An 18,176-nucleotide genomic window follows, 5' to 3' on the forward strand; every position below is an offset into this window, starting at 1 on the left:
CTCCTTTAGTTAACGTCTTCATATCAAAGGGTTCATGAACACCTAATGAAGTTGATGGTTTCACATGACAAGGCCTTACGCAGGTCCCCACAGAGCATTCGACTGCGTGAAACATAATGTGTAAATCTTATTTTCCCCATCCACCCTTTAACTTTTCAGCAATGTATAACTGCAATCTGTAGATATCTGAGCAAATCTCTTCTTCCTCAGGTGTATTCCCATATTCCCCTAGCCAACGGGGTGTATTGATATGCCACTCGTTTGACATATATTGTTTACGATTTCGATACTCTATCATATGGTTCAAGAGATACTCCAGAGAACCGAAGGATTGCTTACTTCTATCGTTAACTATGATTTGTATTTTTTCAATGAGCGCCTCTAACATTTGTTGTATATATTCTTCTGTACTCATGAGCGTCTACCGATAAACAGCTTATTCTGAGTCCAATGAAGATTATAGCCATAGCGATATAGCTCAAAGTATGGATACAGGCAGTCTTCTGCTTCCTGCAAACCTTGATAGCGGGGCCATTGCAAGTAATAGGCTACCCAATAATCGCAAGCGATGGAATAGTATGCTTCACTCAACAGCTCGATCTTTTCGTTGTAATCGCTACGCGAGCGAAGAAGGTCTCCAAGCGCTTCGTAAACGATCTCACTATCCTCTTCATCCGTACCTTGAATCAACCTTTGCTCTAACTTGCCAATTTCGCCTGGTTGTAATACAACAACTTCCTTCATACATGATAAAGCCCCAATTGCTTCCTTAGCTGCATCCGCCGCTTCGTCATCCTCCGGTACCTTGGAGAACAGGATCTTCAATTTTAGAATTAATTCCTCCCCCAAACGACGCAATGTGTCCTCAGAAGCATCCCCATGCCCACCATTGAAATAACCTGGCACATATTCGCCGGCGAAGTCCTCAGGATTCAACATCTCATAGATCGGACGTATTCTGTCCAGAAAACGCTGACCGTCTGAAATCGGCTCGAACACCCGTTCAACGCCTGCCCCCGTTGGCATAAACCACTGAAAAAATCCATAGAAATGGTCCGCTTCAATCTCCGCATCATCTTCTGGCTCAAATTCGTCTCCGCCCATCGCTAATAAATAGCGGCCGTATTCCTGTTGTTCCATACCATACCATCCCTCTCTCGGTTCAAATCAATTGTTACTCTCTCTCCCAACCAATTACTTTTACTCTATTCTTCCCATAACCTTGTCACTTGCTCTAATTCCATCTCTTTAAATTGGAGTTTATAGATATCGGGTTTGCTGGTTTGATTCGTAAAATCGAAGCCATAACTTGCATCAAAGTAATTCATCATCAACGTCATGACATGTCCGTGTGTGCCAATAGCTACCTTTGTCCCCTTATATTCTTTTAAAATCTGCTTTAAAACATCCACAGCTCTATTCTGGCAAACCGTATTAGACTCTCCTCCTCGTAATGCATAATCGGGATCTTCAAACATCCTCTTCGAAGCAGGCATAAATTCTTCATCCGTAATACTATCATCTGAAAAATGCCTTTCCCGAAGGTCTTCCATGATCTGAATGTCTATTCCCAGCGCTGTTGCCAGCCCCTCCAAGGTTAGGACAGCCCGAGCATACGGACTTTAGATGATGGTATGTATTCCTTCGTCCTTTAATATTTCTGTGATTTGGGCTGCATTCACTTTGCCCTTCAAGGTAAGTCCCCTCGACCTTTCCGTTCCTTCTGTATACGGTGACTCTGCATGCCTAACCATATAAATGATGGTCTTCATATGCCCCTCCTCGATTTCTTCTAACTATACTATAAATTAACAATAATTCTCAGATATATGTATAGTAAAAATGAAACAATGTCCTTGGAAGGAAACTAAATGTGACCGAAAGGATGATCATGTTTCTTTCCAAAAAAAGGTATCTACTAATCTATGTATTATCCGTAAGTACTTTGCGAAATTCCAACATACAACAAAGGAAGGCCCTTCTTAATCCACTAGGGAGTCAGACGACCTTCCAATCCTTACAGAACATATAGTTGTTGTAAAAGGTAAAGATTTGCGCGGCTTGTGCAATGGCGAGCCGCGTAAGGGTGAGGTACTGCACCCAATGGGAGCAGTACCTCATAAGGAAGCACCACGACCGCAAAGCCGTGGCGCTTCTCCCGCTGCATGCCGCCAATCGGCTTATGCAGCTTCTTCCTTGCCGCTGCACCTACATGGCAGCGGCTTCTTCTCCCAGCGGCAGCATGTAATACTGCGCCTGCTGCCCTTCATGCTGCTGGTACACAACCACCAGCAGCGTCCGGCCTTTCGCGGCAAGCGGGCTGGCGCCAGCTAGCACACGCTCAAGCCGGAACGGAAGCACGTCCAGTACGGCGTGCTTCTGCAGTTCCTTTTCGCCGAGACCAAGGTCGGCGAAAGCTCGGGCACCCATGACCGTCTGTGCGGTCATGGCCGAGGTCATCGGCAACGCACGCGAAGCGTTGCCGTCCACACCGTCCGCCGCTCCATCCACGGCGGACTGAGCAGCTTCGCTGCCGATCACACCCGCCGCATCTGCGGCAGTGTCTTCCCCGGCAGCAGCTGCACTTCCCGCAGCGGCACTCGCACCCGTGCCGCTGCTTTCCAGCCATGCCGTGCCTGCGGCTCCGGCAATGCGCGGCAAGCGAACGTCTTCGGGACGCTCAGCCAGCGTTTTCATATACAGTGCCCACTGATCCTTCTCCAACGCATCGTCCCACCAGATTTTGCGTGGTTTGTACTTGTGGCCGAGGAAATAATCCAGCTTCATCAAGCCGAGCACGATATCCATATGCGGCGTGTTCCGCGATTCCAGAAAGCTGTGCAGACGGGTGAACAGATCCTCGAGCTGGTGACCGATCTTCTGCCAGCCCTGACCCTCCCAGTAATCCCCGAACGCCTGGAAGAAATCAAATGGCGAGCTGAACTCCTGCTCCATCAGATACTTCAGCGTATGGTCCATCCGGTGAGCGTTCCAGTATTTCTCCAGCACGTCTTCGAGCCGCTTCAGACGTACGATATCGCTGAACGGCAGCACATCACTGCCCAGAATCTCATACGGCGCGTGATCCATGTACGTATAGTTGTACTTCTCCGCATCCAGACGCAGACCGGTACCGCGCAGCATTTTGAGGAATCCGAGCTGAAGCTCTTCCGGCCCCAGGGCAAATACATCGTTAAACGTCTTGCGGAACGTATTGTAATCTTCCTCCGGCAGTCCAGCGATGAGGTCCAAGTGCTGGTCGATTTTCCCGCTGGCTTTTACCTTGTTCACCGTACGACTCAGCTTGGCAAAGTTCTGACGGCGTTTCACCAGTTCATTCGTCGGATCATTCGTGGACTGTACACCGATTTCGAACCGGAACGTGCCCGGCGGCGCATTTTCAGCCAGGTAATCGAGTACCTCAGGACGCATGATGTCAGCCGTAATTTCAAACTGGAACACCGTTCCCTGATGATTCTCAATCAGAAATTTGAACATCTCCATCGCGTAATCGCGCTTGATGTTGAATGTCCGGTCTACAAACTTGATCAGCTTCGCACCCTTCTCAATCAGGTACAGAATATCCGACTTCGTCCGCTCAATATCATAATACCGCACACCGACCTCAATACTGGACAGACAGAACTGACAGCTGAACGGACAGCCTCGGCTGGTCTCAAAATAAACAACCCGTTTCCCGAGATCCGGGATATCCTCTTCAAAACGGTGTGGTGACGGCAGATCGTTAAGATCGGCCTTCGGCCGTCCTGGCATGAGAATAACCTCTTCCCCTTTACGATACGCGAGTCCATATACAAAATGGAACTTCTTGCTTCCCTCCAGCTCCGTCAGGAGCTGATGCAGCGTCTCTTCCCCTTCACCCATGACGATGAAATCAACATTGGGAATCCGCTTCATCCAATATTCCGTGTCGTAAGACACTTCCGGCCCGCCCAGCAAAATTTTCACGTCAGGCATAACCTTTTTCAGGTTATCAATAACCTTGATCGTCTCTTCAATGTTCCAGATGTAACATGAGAACCCAATCACGTCCGCGCCGCGCTGGTATAGATCTGACACAATATTCATGACCGGGTCCTTGATCGTATACTCCGCCAGCTCAATATCAAAATCCTTCTCACTGTACGCCTTCAGACACCGCAACGCCAGCGAGGTATGAATGTATTTCGCATTCAAAGTAGAAAGAATAACCTTCATGGTTCACAACCTTTGCCTGGACACCCAGACCTTATTTTTTGGTAAAAGTAAAGCGTCACAGCATCCAGCCCGGGATGCCATTCATGGTAAACCTAGGTCACCACCCAGCCATCCCGTCTTGGATGCTGCTCACGTTAAATCTCTATTAATAGCCATTCCATGTGTCATGGACACATCCTTATTTTGTCTTTCAAAGGGTGGACACCCTTTTCAAAAAGACATCTACTCCCCATCCCCTCTAATCTACTACATATAGGCCAAGGAACACTCATTGACTCCATATCCTGTGCAAGCCAACAATCGCTTTCTGCAAAAGCAATGTCCACCTTTTGAAAGACAGTCTATCTTATTCCGTCCACCATATAGAGACACTCGAGACACTTGAGACACTTCGACCTAATATAGACAAGAAACAGACTGCATTCAAGTTTCTTCCACGACTCACGACTCACGTCTCATGATTGACGATTCACGATTGACGATTCATAATCCATTCTCACAAGCCACTGCCTTTAATTTGAATCTCAGACCTGTGCCGAACGCTTCACCCAGATCCATCAATGAACTGTCGAACTTCCCCTAAAACTTCCAACAAATTTCTTACCTATACAAGCAACTGAACGTTACGCATAAGTACCTTATACATTTGAAATTCGATCACATTACCCTTAAAACAACAGCTTTAGAACAATAGCTTTACGTACAATCTTTTCATTACCGAGAACACGAATCCAACACCCAATAATCACTCAAATTCCTAATCATTTCCCTCTCACTTACTCATACTCGTAAAAAGCATCATCATCCGTATCCACTTCTTCGCCCGTTTGCTTTCGGAAAAACTCTAGGAACGGCAGTCCGTACTTGCGGTACTTGACCTCACCGACCCCTTTGATATCCAGCATGTCACGTTCCGTCTGTGGACATACCACACTCATCTCGCGAAGTGTCGCATCATTGAAAATGATGTATGACGGCACATGCTCCTTCGCTGCCAGATCGCGCCGGATCAGGCGCAGCTGCTCGAATACCGTCTCGTTGACCGCCGATGGCATCGCATCCCGACCACGTCGTCCGCCGTAGTTTGTACCCGAAGCCGTTGCCGCCGTCTTGCGCACCACCCGCTGCATCACTTCACGCTGGCCTTTGAGCACTTCCACCGCCAGAGGCTGCAAACGAACAACCGGATACTGTCCCTCGGACAGCATCAGATATCCTTCGGATACCATGACGTTAATAATTTCGGCAATCTCGCGTTCCGTTCGATTCCCCATCACCCCGTAAGTTGGCAGGGAGTTGAATCCGTAATCCAGCACTTTTTTGGCACGTGAGCCTTTGAGTACTGAAGCGACCAAAGACACACCATAACGTTCACGCATGCGGTGAATGCAGCTGAATATTTTCTGCGCATCAATCGTCATATCCACCAGTTCACGGTCGTCCGTACAGGAACTGCAAATGCCGCACGGCTTGTCCTCGTGCACCTCACCGAAGTAGTCCAACTGCGCACTGCGCAGACAGCGTGTCGTGTAACAGTAATCCACCATCTGCTGCAGCTTGCGATAATCGTTTGCTTTGCGGTCACCCTCCATCGGGTTCTGCTCGATCAGAAATTTCTGGGTGATAATGTCCTGCGCCCCGAATAGCAGAATGCACTGACTCGGCTCACCGTCCCGTCCCGCACGTCCTGCTTCCTGTACATACGCCTCCATGTTCTTCGGCATGCTGTAATGCAGCACGTAACGCACGTTGGACTTATCGATTCCCATCCCGAACGCATTGGTCGCGACCATCACCCGGATATCATCGTACAAAAAAGCTTCCTGGCTCTGGGCCCGTTCATCGTCCGTCATCCCGGCATGGTAGCGCCCTGCGGGCAATCCCGCATGCAGCAGACGCTGATGCAGATCGTCCACGTCCTTGCGGGTCGCAGCGTACACAATACCCGGCTCGCTGGCATGCTCGCGCGCATAGTTCAACACAAAATCCTTTTTGCTCTCGCCGCGCAGCACACTGAACGCCAAGTTATCCCGCCCAAGTCCGGTCACATAGGTCTGCGGGTCCTGCAAACGCAGCAGCCGCAGAATATCGCCCATGACCTCGGGCGTCGCCGTCGCCGTGAAGGCCGCAACCACCGGCCGCTCCGGCAAACTGTCCACAAACGGCGCTACCGCCAGGTAGCTTGTCCGAAAATCATGTCCCCACTGCGACACACAGTGGGCCTCATCCACGGCCACGCAGGAGATAGGCAGCTGCCCCATCTCATCGCGGAACCAGTCCAGCTCCAGTCGCTCTGGCGCGACGTAGAGCAGCTTCAGCTCACCGCGCTGCGCCGCGCGGATGCGATCATTCACTTCTTTGCCGCTTAACGTACTATTGATATAAGCGGCAGCAATGCCGGCGGTCGTGAGCGCATCGACCTGGTCCTTCATTAATGAGATGAGCGGAGAGACGACCAGCGTCAGCCCCGGATATAACAGAGCGGGAATCTGATAACAGATCGACTTCCCGCCCCCGGTTGGCATAATGCCCAGCGTATCTTCGTATTCAAGCAGACTGGACACGATCTTTTTTTGACCCTCGCGAAAGTCGGGGTAGCCATAATATTTTTGCAGGAGACCCTGCGCTTCTTCTAAAGTAGGTGCTTGCACACTCATGTAAAGACTCCTTACTTGTCACTGGTGTTCCTCCACCAGCTTGGTCCCATCCGATTCTGACATCCGAACACGGCACCATTGCCGCATCCTTGACAACAAAATGGCGTTCTCATGACTTGTCCGTCAAGCAAAACGCCGCTCCCTTTAGTTTAACGGGCCAGCCCCGAATGAGCAACCGCGTTTTACTGTAAAACGTTTGAAGCTACTTCGCCAAAATAAAAACAATCGTTTATCCCTGTTCGGACAAACGACTGCTTCTCATTTTTTTCAAGTAACCTACTATATCCCGGCAGTATAATCTTACCGATTATCTCGTGGATTTTTGCAATTCCACTTCTAATCTTTCAGTGCATCAACTTCAGACTCGGTTAAGCCGCTTGCCTGAACGATAACAGAAACTTCGATTCCTAGAGAAAGCATCTTTTTTGCTATTTCAATCGCCTTTCTTTTTTCACCTTCCACTAATCCTCTAGCTATTCCTTTTCCGTAGCCCACTCAATCATCGAGGCTTCGTCATACAAATACTTCTGCAACTCTTCATACAAACGACGTGCCTCTCGATCCTGACTTAAAAACTCCAGCGTATCCATCGCTTTCTTCAGCGTAGGTTCATTCATTTGCAGCACCTCTAGTAAAATATATCATTCATATTAGGATATTTTTAACTTATTTGTAATCCTTAAAACAATCCCTGTGATATCATCATTAAATATAGCCTTAACTGATGTATGAATAAAACCACCTACATACCCATGTCTTTTGACTCCAAAGGAGGCAAACGCTTCAATGGAACAACACCATCAGGCGAATTCGAGTTCGTCCACAACAAAGCTCCGCAAGCCATGGATTCGCAGGCACCCCCTCCTCACGACATTCACCTTATTGATATTCATACCCATATTCGTACTCGTCGCCTATTTTATGCTCCGCCCTTATTTCTCGACATTTGATCGTTCTGACCAAGGAGATTTAAGTTATTCCATGCCTTCACAGAATGGAGAATATACGGCTGAAATATATGGTGTTCCTTACGGTGGTGCTGCCGGTGGAGTTACCATCTGGGTGGATGTGAGAAAAACGAATGATCTTGATGCCTCCAGTGTGAAAACCATCTATCGCGCCGAGTATCACGGACATAACCATCTGGAATGGGAGGGCGAAAATACACTTCGGATCGAAAACTGGAGTGAATACTCGGATGAGTCTATTACGCTCAACATTGAAGATGAAATCTATGATGGACGGGGCTGGGCATGCAAAAGTCTGCGCATGAAGGATCAGTATGTGCAGTGCTTGTCACCTAAAAAGTAACAACACAAAAGCAGCCCTGCTCGCCAAATCTCCCGGCAAGCAGGGCTGCTTGTTTCACATCTATTAAACTGTCCTTGCTTCACGACGATTCTAGTGCCAGTGCACATAAGTTTTAACCACTAGGGCTGTTCATTGTTAAGCGTAGAACTCATTACACCGCTGTCTCTAACTAACTTGTTATTCTTCCTTCTAAAGGACTTCGCCCCAAACCGCTGAAATGCTATTCCTTCTATTTCGGAGGCTGTGCTTCACTGTGCTCTTCCCGATTCCGAATCTCTTTGCGCAAAATGACTTCCAGCTTCTGACGATTATCCAGCAGGCCGGGGTCGTTTGGCAGATACTCCCGAGCTTTCGTGTTATGCATGAGTGCCTGCTCCCAGTTGCCCAGATGGGCATAACAGAGGGACAGCCGGGCATGCGGCAGCCAGGTGCGGCATGCTGCGGGAACCGGGCGCAGACCCGTATCGCGGCTGCTCACGTCTACAGCCTGCATATACCAATAGATCGCAGAGACCAGCTCCTGCCGTTCATGAAAGCAGGCTGCGATCGCACAGCAGAAGTCCGCATGTGGCAGATCGTACTGGAACGACTGCAGTAGTGCACCCAACTTGCGTCCCGGCTGACCCAGACGTTCGTAACATTCCGCCAGCCTCGCGCAGGCAATGAGCCGATCCTCGCGATAGCCGCTAGGCTGTTCCAGCAGCTTCGCGTACCCCCGAGCCGCCGCTGCATAACGCTGGCGGTCATAACATTCGCCTGCGTAGTAGAACAGCAGGCGACCGTGGGCTGCGCCCTCTTCGGCGATCCATTTGCGCAGAATGCGCACGTTACGCGCCGAATGATGGCCTGCTTCGCGGCGGTGCGTGACGGCAATATCTGCCGTAATGACCCCACTCGCCGGGAAGCTGAGCTGCTCGTGCAGCCGGCCATGCCAGCGGCACCCCGCGTCCCGCTTGACCAGGCGCAACCGTCGGTCCGTCACGAGCGGACTTCCCTCCGGCCCCTCGGCCAGCGTGTAGTTCAAGATCACAGCTGCCGTCTCCCCCTCGGACGGCAGCTGCTCCTTCAGCTTCTCCAGCTTCGCCCGTTCCGCTGGCAGCAGCACATCATCCGCGTCTAGCCACAGGATATATTCCTGCGTTGCCTGGTCGAATGAGTAGTTCCGCGCGGCGGCAAAATCATCTGTCCACTCATACGTGTAGACCTGGTCGGTATACTGGGCAGCAATGTCCATCGTACGGTCGGACGAACCGGTATCCACAATGACAATTTCGTCCGCGATTCCGGCTACCGAGTCCAGACAGCGCGCAAGCGTGCGTTCCTCGTTCTTCACAATCATGCACAGACTGATGGTGATCACGTCACCGTGCCCCTTCCTGTCGTACGCGTATTTCGTTCTGATCGCCATGCTATTTTCCCTTACTCATTAGATTGCCCTGACTCCCGACTGACTCCCTGCACAACCTACAATCTACAATCTAAAATCTACAATCTACCACATGCGCCTACTTATCCCTGACTCTTCTTTCTTATCCCGTTACCCTTCAACATTCTCCTGACGACGAAGCCGCTTCACTTGCTCCACCGCTTGGTCCAGCGCCTTCTTACGCAGTTTCATCATGCGAAGATGGTTCTGCTCGACCTCGGCGAAATGCACATGATCCAGCTGCATCCACTCCGTCACTTGTTTGAGGGTTGGCGACATATGCAGCTGTGTTTTTCGCCGCTTGCGAGCCACGCAACATAGATATTTATGATGAACTTCCAGTTTCAAGACTTCAAAATAAGGCATCAGACACATCGCCAGGTTTCCTGCATAGAACGTCTGCTTGTGATCATAGAACGGATGATAGCCATACGGCACGGTTACGATCAGCGTCCCTTCCTCCTGAAGCAGCCGGTGAATTTGAAGTAATAACGTTTCCGGATGGGCAAAATGCTCCAGCACTTCTCCGAGCAGCACCGTATCGAAGGTCGTCTTTACTTTCCATTGCGTAATATCCAGCATGCGAAAATCCACATTATTCCGGACAGGTTTGGACTCTTTGGCGAGTTCACTCTGTGCATACCGGATGCTCTCTTCCTCCAGATCAACCCCTGTTACGCGAAATCCCTCACGCGCCAGCAGAATGGAGGTAATCCCCTGACTGCATCCAACGTCCAGGATTCGTTTGCCGGTTGCTTCCCTACACATCCAGTGGATGCGGGTCCGAGTGGCTTCATGGGAATCTTCCGAGTTGATCTCACCGTAATAGCGTTCGCTTACCCGATCATGATTCGCCATGCTTATCCCCCGATCTTTCATCCGGATGTATCGCATCTTCCTTGTGTGAGGTGACAATGTCCTCGCGATCTACAATCCGATCCGCTTGCACATCCCGATGCTGAGGCATTCCTGTGACTTTGTTGATTCCATGCACGCTGTGCACTTCTTGGAGACTCTGCACAGCTACTGCCTGAGGTCGCTTGGGCTGTCCCAGCACCACAATATTCCCCCCGTGGATTCCGGCTGTCGCATTGCGTGTATCGAAAATGAGCTTTGCATGATCCGCCATCTCCTGATAGTTAAAGCCCGAGTGGTCGGTTGTGACGATGACCAGATCGGCCCATGTCCACAAGCCCGGCACTGCAGGCTGGGACTGAAGCACAGAGCCGTCATCCTTGCGGAAGACCGGCACCATCGGATCGGTGAAAACAACCTCTGCTCCCGCAGCGCTCAGCAGCCGGAAGACATCCAGTGCAGGCGATTCGCGCAAGTCGTCGATATCCTTTTTGTAAGCCATGCCCGCTAGTACAATGCGTGCTCCTTGAATCGGCGTACCGTTCTGTTCCAGCAGTGCTGCTGCACGCTGAACCACACGCTCCGGCATCTGCCGATTGGTCGCGTCCGCGAGTGTGATGAATTGCAGATCTAATCCCTGGCGGTTAGCTGCCCAGGACAGATAGATCGGATCAATGGGGATACAGTGTCCACCGATGCCTGGGCCGGGATAGAACGGCATATAACCAAACGGCTTGGTTGCTGCTGCGTCCAAAACTTCCCAGATGTTCACGCCCATTTGTTCACAGGCAGGCATGAGCTCGTTCACCAGTGCAATGTTCACACTGCGAAACGTATTTTCGAACAACTTCGCCGTTTCAGCCACGGTCGTTGAACTGACGGGAACGATCTCATTAAGAAACGAGCCATAGAATTCTTGGCCGTAGGATAAGCAGGCAGGTGTTGAGCCACCGATAATTTTCGGGGTATTTTTCACACCATAGCTGACACTGCCCGGGTCCACCCGTTCGGGAGAATAACAGACATAAAACTGCTCGCCTGCTGTCCAGCCCGTGGCTGCTTCGAGCGGCTGCTTCACACGCTCCTCGGTTGTGCCGGGGTAGGTCGTGCTCTCCAAAATAATCAGGCTTCCCTCCTGCAAATAAGGAGTCAAGCCATCCACCGCGGCAGCAATATAGGAAATGTCCGGCTGATGATCGGCCGTCAGCGGCGTGGGTACACAGATGACAATGACATTCGCCTGCGCCACTGCGGCATAATCCGTGCCGGCCGTAAACAGCCCGGCTTGAGTTAACGATTGAATGGCCGCATCTTCAATGCCCATGACATAAGAGTCGCCTGCACGGAGCCTTGCCACTTTGAATTCATCAATATCAATCCCGTGAACGCGATAACCGGCCTGTGCCATCTCCACCGCCATGGGAAGTCCGACATAACCCAGACCAATCACGACGGCTTTCAGGGAGCGGCCGTTTATTTTGTTTTGCATAGTTTCCACCTCCAAACGCTCCGCCTCCCTTGTTAGTCGATATAGCCGCCTGCCCGTAAAAATTCGGCAATGGCCTGCCGCTTCATCATGTCACCGTCCGAACGGTACTCGGAAAAAGTCACGCGAGGCAGTTTACGATACGAATTCGTCAGGCGCTTGTCCGGTTCCTGTGGCAGGATTACATAATATTGCTCATCGTATTGATAAGTGCGCGGTGCCTCATAAGGCGAAATCAGCACTTCATGCAATTTCTCACCTGGGCGTATGCCCGTAACCTTGTAGTCGCTCGCCGGACGTCCGGCCTGTTCCAGCATGACTGACGCCAGATCCGTCATTTTGCAGGCTTTCATTTTCATCACAAATGTCTCTCCGCCTACCGCAGCCTCAGCCGCCTTGAGCAGCAGATAAATGGCTTCCGTACGGGTCAGAAAAAAGCGGGTCATTCCCTTATCCGTTATGGTCAGACTTTTGCCTTCATCGATCTGGCGACGGAATAACGGCACTACACTACCGCTTGTACCCAGCACGTTACCACCGCGGATGCAGACAAACCTGGTGTGTTCACTCAGCCAATTGGCACGGATCATCATTTTTTCGCCGAGTGCCTTCGTCATGCCGTATACGTTAATCGGATCTACGGCTTTGTCCGTCGAGACATCGATGACTTTGGGAATCTGCATACGGATCGCGGCCCGGATAATGTTCTGCGTACCGATGACATTCGTCTTGAACGCTTCGTCGGGCTGGTCCTCGCATACTGGAACATGTTTCAATGCAGCCAGATGAAAAAGGACGTCCACGCCCTTGCACGCATCCTCCACTGCCCGGTAATCCCGAATATCCCCAATGAGGAACCGCAGGCGCGCATCATGACCGAAATCACGCTGCATGGCAATCTGGGCATATTCATTACGGGATAGAATGCGAATCTCTGCCGGTTCCTGCTCCAGCAATACCTCGGTCAGCTTTTGACCCCAGGAGCCTGTTCCTCCGGTGATCAGAATCGTTTGCCCTTTAATCATGGTTGAATCCCTCCCTGATCAGATCATGAATTCGCGTAATACTTGAGCCATCTCGTCCCGGCTTAACCGGTCTTTTGGCGGTACCTTTTTGACCGACGTGTTATTCGAATGAACGATATTGACATAATTGCGCGGAGCGAGCAGCTCGTGCGGCAGATCGATGACATTGCCATGCGTGCCTCTGCCCGGGAGCTTGACCCGGTATCCTGCTGCATACTCGGCCGTTTTATATAAGTAGACATAAAATTGCGGTGAACGGTGAAACGCCGGGGCCATCTCGTTATTCACGCTATCCCACAGGTATCCGTTCTGATTGATCAGTGCCATCGTCTGCGGCTGTGGCTTCACGTCATAGAGCTGCTGTACGAAGGTCCGGTGATACAGGTCATCTGAATCCAGACGGGCAATATAGATGTGCTCCGCTCCCTCTGCAAATGCCAGAATCGCCCGCACACTCTCAATATTGGTCCCAAAACGAATATTGCTGGGAAGTGGCTCCTGCTGTGCAAGAATCTCCTGCATCAATTCTCCCGATTCCTTGGACAGCTTTACGACCGTCAGGAAATCCTGATTCGTCTGCGCCTTGAGAGAGTGCAGTGTGAAGGTGCGAAAAATGCTCATTCGTCGCTCCAACCATTCTCTTGTTAATCGCTGCGGGTCCATCCCGTAGTTGTTGAAATTAATCTCAATCACGACTTTCCTGGACATAACATTCCTCCTCATCCGAATCTGTCAATCTTCCTGCGCGGAGATGGGGTTCTTTTTATAGTTTTTGGCAGTCGACTCTATAGCGTATGAAAGGAAGATAGAACCGGTACGGACGCTTGCACTAGTTCCTATATAAATAGATTGATATACACCCCAAGATCGGCCCTGCGGGTTGAACGTACAAAACGTTGACGGAGCGCGAACATAGAATAGAGCAGTTCTATTATCAAAGGAGGCCATATCCTGCCATGAATTCGATCTATCTAGAAATTGATGGTGTGCTTGATCAACTTGAAGCAGCGCTCAAAGAACAGCGTCCCTTCTCTCTTGTCCGGGTGGGCGATGGCGAGAATATTGTCATGTCTCAGGAAACCGTCTGGACTACGGAACAGGTCCTTCAGGAGCGCTGGGCCATCAAGGCCAATCGGGGTCAAAAAGGGCTTCGTCTTCCCAACCTTCAGCTCAGGGATGAGGTTGCTGCTTCCCTGCAACGGGCCAGTCTGGTAGGGGTGCTTCCACTCGGAGACCTTACAATCAAAGCTCCGGATTATCTCAAAAGACCGCTGACCGACATGTTGTTCGCGCATTACGGCATCTCTCCAGCGCTCACTTGCCATGCTTGTGTGAATCGGGAACTGGTCCAAATGCCCCGCTTCTGGGAAATGCTTGCAGGAAGACGGGTGCTGCTCGTTACTCGCGAAATCGAGGAACTTCGTGCAGCGCTCGTGCAGGAGCCCTATCATTTGAACATTGCAGCAGCTCTCCCCTTCGATAGCTGGGATCAGATGGCAGAAACGTTGCAATGGATTGAACTAAATCAACATTCCTTCGATGTAGCTCTTTTCTCCTGCGGAGTCAACGCCGTTGTACTCGCCGAGCGTACGGCAGCACTCGCGGGCAAAGTCGCCATCGACTTCGGTAAAGCCAACAACATCATTTTGAATGGCCGCGCCAACTGATCTGCGGTCAGATCACGGCAACTTTCGGAGCAGCCTCGTTATCAGGAAAAGTCAATACTATTGTCATCACGTTCATATGCTTGTCAGCAAAAATCCCGGCCTCACTTGAGGCCGGGATTTTTGTGTTTGGTCATCTGCTGATTGAACTAGCCCGTGGCTGCAATACCATAGAACATCTCTGGTCCGGTACGTACTGCTGTGGAGACCCCCGAAATATACGAAGAGTACACACTTTCCAGTGCCGGCGGGGCGGCCAGATCCTGGGCCGTGAACGAATGGAATTCGACACCTCCGTTCTCACCAACCGTACCTTCGGCACGATAAATCACATTCGCCGGAGTATATACACTGCCGCGTACGAGCTCAACAACGAACGTGTCTCCCGGTTCACCAATAACGCCGATCGTACCGTTCAAGGTGATAATCGGATTGGAAACTCCGAGGGTCTGCAAACCAATGGAGCCGAACATTACCGGGGTATTTGATATGTTCACCCCGGGGAATCCTGCAAATGGCGAGTTCATGGAAGTTCTCATATCCAGAAATACACCCAAGAGTAACACCTCCAATGCTGTGGGATACGTTATTCTATGATTCTCGATTCTCGCTCGCTTGGATGGATAACAGATTCGATCCACCTATTTTTATTTGCACCCGGTTAATGGTATATTGAACTGCATAAACGAAATGAACGGATCGTATGCACACAAGCGGTACAGGCTGTTCAGAAGGAGATTAGTATTCATGAATAAACGCAATCGATCAACAGGCCGTCCATCGGCCAAAGGTAAAGGACCAGCGGGTACCTCGGCAGCACGTTCCCAGAAAGCAAACTCTTCGACTTCCATGTCTTCTGGGGCTTCCGCATCCCGTTCGAAACCCTCGACAGCTTCCAAACCCAAGCATTCAGGTGCTCCTAAACGCGCGGGCAATGCCCATTACCGCAAGCAGGAACCCCCTCGCCAATATAAAGTAACTGAGCCGGATGAGCTGCTGAACTTCCTGCTCCAACATCTAAAATCAGGCCGGAATGCGGTTAAGTCCATCCTGGGCCGCGGACAAGTATCCGTGGATCAGAAGGTGATCACCAAGTTTAATCATGCGCTGACACCAGGGCAGATCGTATCCATCAGCAAAGAAGGTGCAGTAGCCGCCCCTACCATGTCAGGACTTACGATTTTGCATGAGGATGATGATATCATTGTCATTCGCAAGGAAGCTGGATTGTTGTCCATTGCTGCGGATCGCAGCGATGAGCTTACCGCTTATCGTCAGCTGACCGAACATGTACGCCGCACGGATTCGCGAAACCGGATTTTTGTCGTACACCGGCTGGATCGGGATACATCAGGTGTCATGATGTTTGCGAAGAGTGAAGAAGTGAAGCAGAATCTGCAGGACAACTGGAAGGACAAGGTGCAGGAACGCGTATACGTGGCACTTGTCGAAGGTCAGGTAGCCAAACCCGTGGGCACCATTTCTTCGTGGCTGAAGGAGAGCAAAACGCTGAAGATGTACTCCAGTCCACGTCCCAATGATGGACAGCATGCGGTTACACACTATAAACGGCTTCAATCGAACCGTGAATTCTCCCTGCTCGAAGTTCGGCTGGAGACCGGTCGCAAAAACCAGATCCGCGTGCATATGGAAGATCTCGGCCATCCCATTGCAGGTGACAAGAAATATGGTTCTCGCACCAAAACACTCGGACGTCTTGGACTCCATGCACGCGTGTTATCCTTCATTCATCCTACGACGGACGAACTCATGACCTTCGAGACGGATATTCCGAAGCAATTCCTCTATCCTTTCCGTACAGATGCGCCAGCTTCGAAGTAATCTTGTTGGTTGGGCGTTTAGAGGACAAGTCGTGCTGAGAAGGAGGAAGTTAAGCTGAAAAACCTGTTAATTACCGGATACCGGGCACATGAACTGCAAATTTTCGGGCAGAAGCATGAAGGGATTCCCTTCATCAAAAAGGCCATCTCCTCCCGTCTCACACCGCTTGTGGAGGATGGACTGGAGTGGGTGCTGACTCCTGGACAATATGGTGTGGACCTGTGGGCCTGCGAGGTGGTACTTGAGCTAAAAAAGACCTATCCCCACTTGAAGCTGTCCATCATCACTGCGTTTCAGAACCCGGAGGAACAATGGAAGGAAGACAAGCAGGAATACTATCGAACCATCCTTCAGGGCGTGGATTACTACGGAGCGGTGAGCAAGCAGCCTTACATCGGCCCATGGCAATTTACAGCACGGGATGACCTGCTGCTGCGCAAAAGCGATGGCATCCTGCTGGTCTATGATGAGGATGCCGCAGAGGGCAGCCCCCGTTTCGTTAAGGAAAAAGCCGTGAAGAAACAGCAGAATGAGGATTACACGATCATCAGTGTCACTTCCGAGGATATTCAGTCCATCGCCGAGGACGAGCGGATGAACAGCGTAAGCGAGTATGAGGACCCCTCATTCTAATGCAGCTGGATAAGCCGGAATTCATACTTATGTTTTTTTTGGCGAAAGGTTGGGTATAAGTAGTATTAAAACTGCGATTACCATGTCGTATGGATAAAGGGGAACTGCAGCCATGACATTAACGCCAGAGCAGCGCATTCAACTGCATGGGTTCAACAACCTGACCAAGTCGCTGAGCTTCAACATGTACGACATCTGCTACACGAAAACCAAAGAAGAACGCGAAGCTTATATTGAATATATCGATGAACAGTACAACGCGGATCGGCTGAGCAAAATTCTGAAAAATGTCGCGGACATCATTGGTGCGCATGTGCTCAATATCGCGCAGCAGGATTATGTCCCCCAAGGGGCCAGCGTGACGATGCTTGTCTCGGAAGGTCCCATCGTGGAGGTTCCGGAGGAATCTTTTGAGGAATCCCCGGGTCCGCTCCCGGACAATGTCGTTATGCAGCTCGACAAAAGCCATATCACCGTGCATACGTATCCCGAATTCCACCCCAGTGAAGGGATCAGTACCTTTCGTGCCGACATCGATGTTTCCACCTGTGGGGAAATCTCGCCGCTGAAGGCACTGAATTATCTGATCCATTCGTTTGACACGGACATTATGATCATGGATTATCGGGTACGTGGTTTCACGCGGGATACGAGCGGCCGTAAGCTGTTTATTGACCACGAGATCGGTTCGATTCAGAATTATATTCCGGACGAGATCAAAAAAGGCTTTGACATGATTGACGTAAACGTGTATCAGGAAAATATTTTCCACACGAAATGCAAGCTGAAGGCATTTGATCTCGACAACTACCTCTTTGGTTATACGAAGGATAAACTGAGTCAGGCGGAACAGCATGAAATTACGGAGTGGCTCAAGCTGGAGATGGACGAGATTTATTATGGCAAAAATATAAACCGTCCTTCTGTACTGAATTCTGATTCGTTGTAATCCAAACATCGGGCTATGTGCCCCACTAACAGGGCTTTGCTGACAACCGAGTCGGCAGAGCCTTTTTGCTGTCTTTCGGCAATTGATTGGTATCCATAGTATAATAACCA

General features: G+C 50.5%; 15 protein-coding genes and 2 pseudogenes. 5 read left to right on the forward strand and 12 right to left on the reverse strand.

From position 1 onward, the window contains the following. Positions 1-127: 127 nt before the first annotated feature. From ABGV42_RS13590 to ABGV42_RS13615, 6 genes and pseudogenes are all read right to left on the reverse strand, one after another. The gene (locus tag ABGV42_RS13590) at positions 128-415 is read right to left on the reverse strand and encodes a hypothetical protein (protein WP_347382116.1); all 288 of its coding nucleotides are present in this window, start codon (positions 413-415) and stop codon (positions 128-130) included. After that, positions 412-1,140, reverse strand: a complete 729-nt coding sequence (locus ABGV42_RS13595; protein WP_347382117.1) for a hypothetical protein — start codon at positions 1,138-1,140, stop codon at positions 412-414. Before ABGV42_RS13595 ends, ABGV42_RS13590 begins: the two co-directional genes overlap by 4 nt. A gap of 65 nt (positions 1,141-1,205) precedes the next feature. Next, positions 1,206-1,772, reverse strand: a pseudogene (locus ABGV42_RS13600) (histidine phosphatase family protein). A gap of 436 nt (positions 1,773-2,208) precedes the next feature. Continuing rightward, positions 2,209-4,218: a B12-binding domain-containing radical SAM protein gene (locus ABGV42_RS13605; RefSeq protein WP_347382118.1), complete on the reverse strand. Its 2,010-nt coding sequence runs from the start codon at positions 4,216-4,218 to the stop codon at positions 2,209-2,211. Between the two features lie 776 nt (positions 4,219-4,994). Continuing rightward, positions 4,995-6,875: a DNA helicase RecQ gene (recQ, locus tag ABGV42_RS13610; protein ID WP_347382119.1), complete on the reverse strand. Its 1,881-nt coding sequence runs from the start codon at positions 6,873-6,875 to the stop codon at positions 4,995-4,997. A 336-nt stretch (positions 6,876-7,211) separates the two neighbouring features. Next, a pseudogene (locus tag ABGV42_RS13615) lies at positions 7,212-7,504 on the reverse strand (Rpn family recombination-promoting nuclease/putative transposase); the annotation flags it as partial. 157 nt (positions 7,505-7,661) lie between these two features. Here ABGV42_RS13615 and ABGV42_RS13620 point away from each other — a divergent pair. After that, on the forward strand, positions 7,662-8,186 hold the full coding sequence (locus ABGV42_RS13620) for a DUF5412 family protein (protein ID WP_347382120.1): 525 nt from the start codon (positions 7,662-7,664) through the stop codon (positions 8,184-8,186). A 229-nt stretch (positions 8,187-8,415) separates the two neighbouring features. Here ABGV42_RS13620 and ABGV42_RS13625 read toward each other — a convergent pair whose 3' ends face one another. The 5 genes from ABGV42_RS13625 to ABGV42_RS13645 all read right to left on the reverse strand — a co-directional run bounded on the left by ABGV42_RS13625 (position 8,416) and on the right by ABGV42_RS13645 (position 13,686). Further along, positions 8,416-9,594: a glycosyltransferase family 2 protein gene (locus tag ABGV42_RS13625; RefSeq protein WP_347382121.1), complete on the reverse strand. Its 1,179-nt coding sequence runs from the start codon at positions 9,592-9,594 to the stop codon at positions 8,416-8,418. Between the two features lie 129 nt (positions 9,595-9,723). Beyond that, a complete protein-coding gene (locus tag ABGV42_RS13630; RefSeq protein ID WP_347382122.1) occupies positions 9,724-10,470 on the reverse strand; it encodes a class I SAM-dependent methyltransferase in 747 nt (248 codons plus the stop codon). Then, positions 10,457-11,956 (reverse strand): nucleotide sugar dehydrogenase, encoded by a 1,500-nt coding sequence (locus ABGV42_RS13635; protein WP_347382123.1) that lies wholly within the window; start codon positions 11,954-11,956, stop codon positions 10,457-10,459. Before ABGV42_RS13635 ends, ABGV42_RS13630 begins: the two co-directional genes overlap by 14 nt. Positions 11,957-11,988: 32 nt before the next feature. Further along, positions 11,989-12,978 carry a polysaccharide biosynthesis protein gene (locus ABGV42_RS13640; protein ID WP_347382124.1) on the reverse strand — a complete coding sequence of 330 codons (990 nt, stop codon included), beginning with the start codon at positions 12,976-12,978 and terminating at the stop codon, positions 11,989-11,991. 18 nt (positions 12,979-12,996) lie between these two features. Continuing rightward, a complete protein-coding gene (locus ABGV42_RS13645) occupies positions 12,997-13,686 on the reverse strand; it encodes a glycosyltransferase (RefSeq protein WP_347382125.1) in 690 nt (229 codons plus the stop codon). 248 nt (positions 13,687-13,934) lie between these two features. Here ABGV42_RS13645 and ABGV42_RS13650 point away from each other — a divergent pair, with 248 nt between their 5' ends. Beyond that, the gene (locus tag ABGV42_RS13650) at positions 13,935-14,645 is read left to right on the forward strand and encodes a GT-D fold domain-containing glycosyltransferase (RefSeq protein ID WP_347382126.1); all 711 of its coding nucleotides are present in this window, start codon (positions 13,935-13,937) and stop codon (positions 14,643-14,645) included. 146 nt (positions 14,646-14,791) lie between these two features. On the opposite strand, the gene ABGV42_RS13655 is transcribed toward ABGV42_RS13650, so the two are convergent. Further along, positions 14,792-15,199, reverse strand: coding sequence for a hypothetical protein (locus ABGV42_RS13655; RefSeq protein WP_347382127.1), 408 nt, complete (start codon positions 15,197-15,199; stop codon positions 14,792-14,794). A 190-nt stretch (positions 15,200-15,389) separates the two neighbouring features. Between ABGV42_RS13655 and ABGV42_RS13660 the strand changes: the two genes are divergently transcribed. The 3 genes from ABGV42_RS13660 (at position 15,390) to speD (ending at position 18,066) form a co-directional block, all read left to right on the forward strand. Further along, positions 15,390-16,484, forward strand: coding sequence for an RluA family pseudouridine synthase (locus ABGV42_RS13660; protein WP_347382128.1), 1,095 nt, complete (start codon positions 15,390-15,392; stop codon positions 16,482-16,484). Between the two features lie 54 nt (positions 16,485-16,538). Beyond that, on the forward strand, positions 16,539-17,117 hold the full coding sequence (locus ABGV42_RS13665) for a DUF1273 domain-containing protein (protein ID WP_347383231.1): 579 nt from the start codon (positions 16,539-16,541) through the stop codon (positions 17,115-17,117). Between the two features lie 112 nt (positions 17,118-17,229). Then, on the forward strand, positions 17,230-18,066 hold the full coding sequence (gene speD, locus ABGV42_RS13670; RefSeq protein ID WP_347382129.1) for an adenosylmethionine decarboxylase: 837 nt from the start codon (positions 17,230-17,232) through the stop codon (positions 18,064-18,066). Positions 18,067-18,176 lie beyond the last annotated feature (110 nt).

Origin of the sequence: Paenibacillus pabuli (genome assembly GCF_039831995.1) — a bacterium.
In the GTDB taxonomy this organism is placed as follows: domain Bacteria; phylum Bacillota; class Bacilli; order Paenibacillales; family Paenibacillaceae; genus Paenibacillus; species Paenibacillus pabuli_C.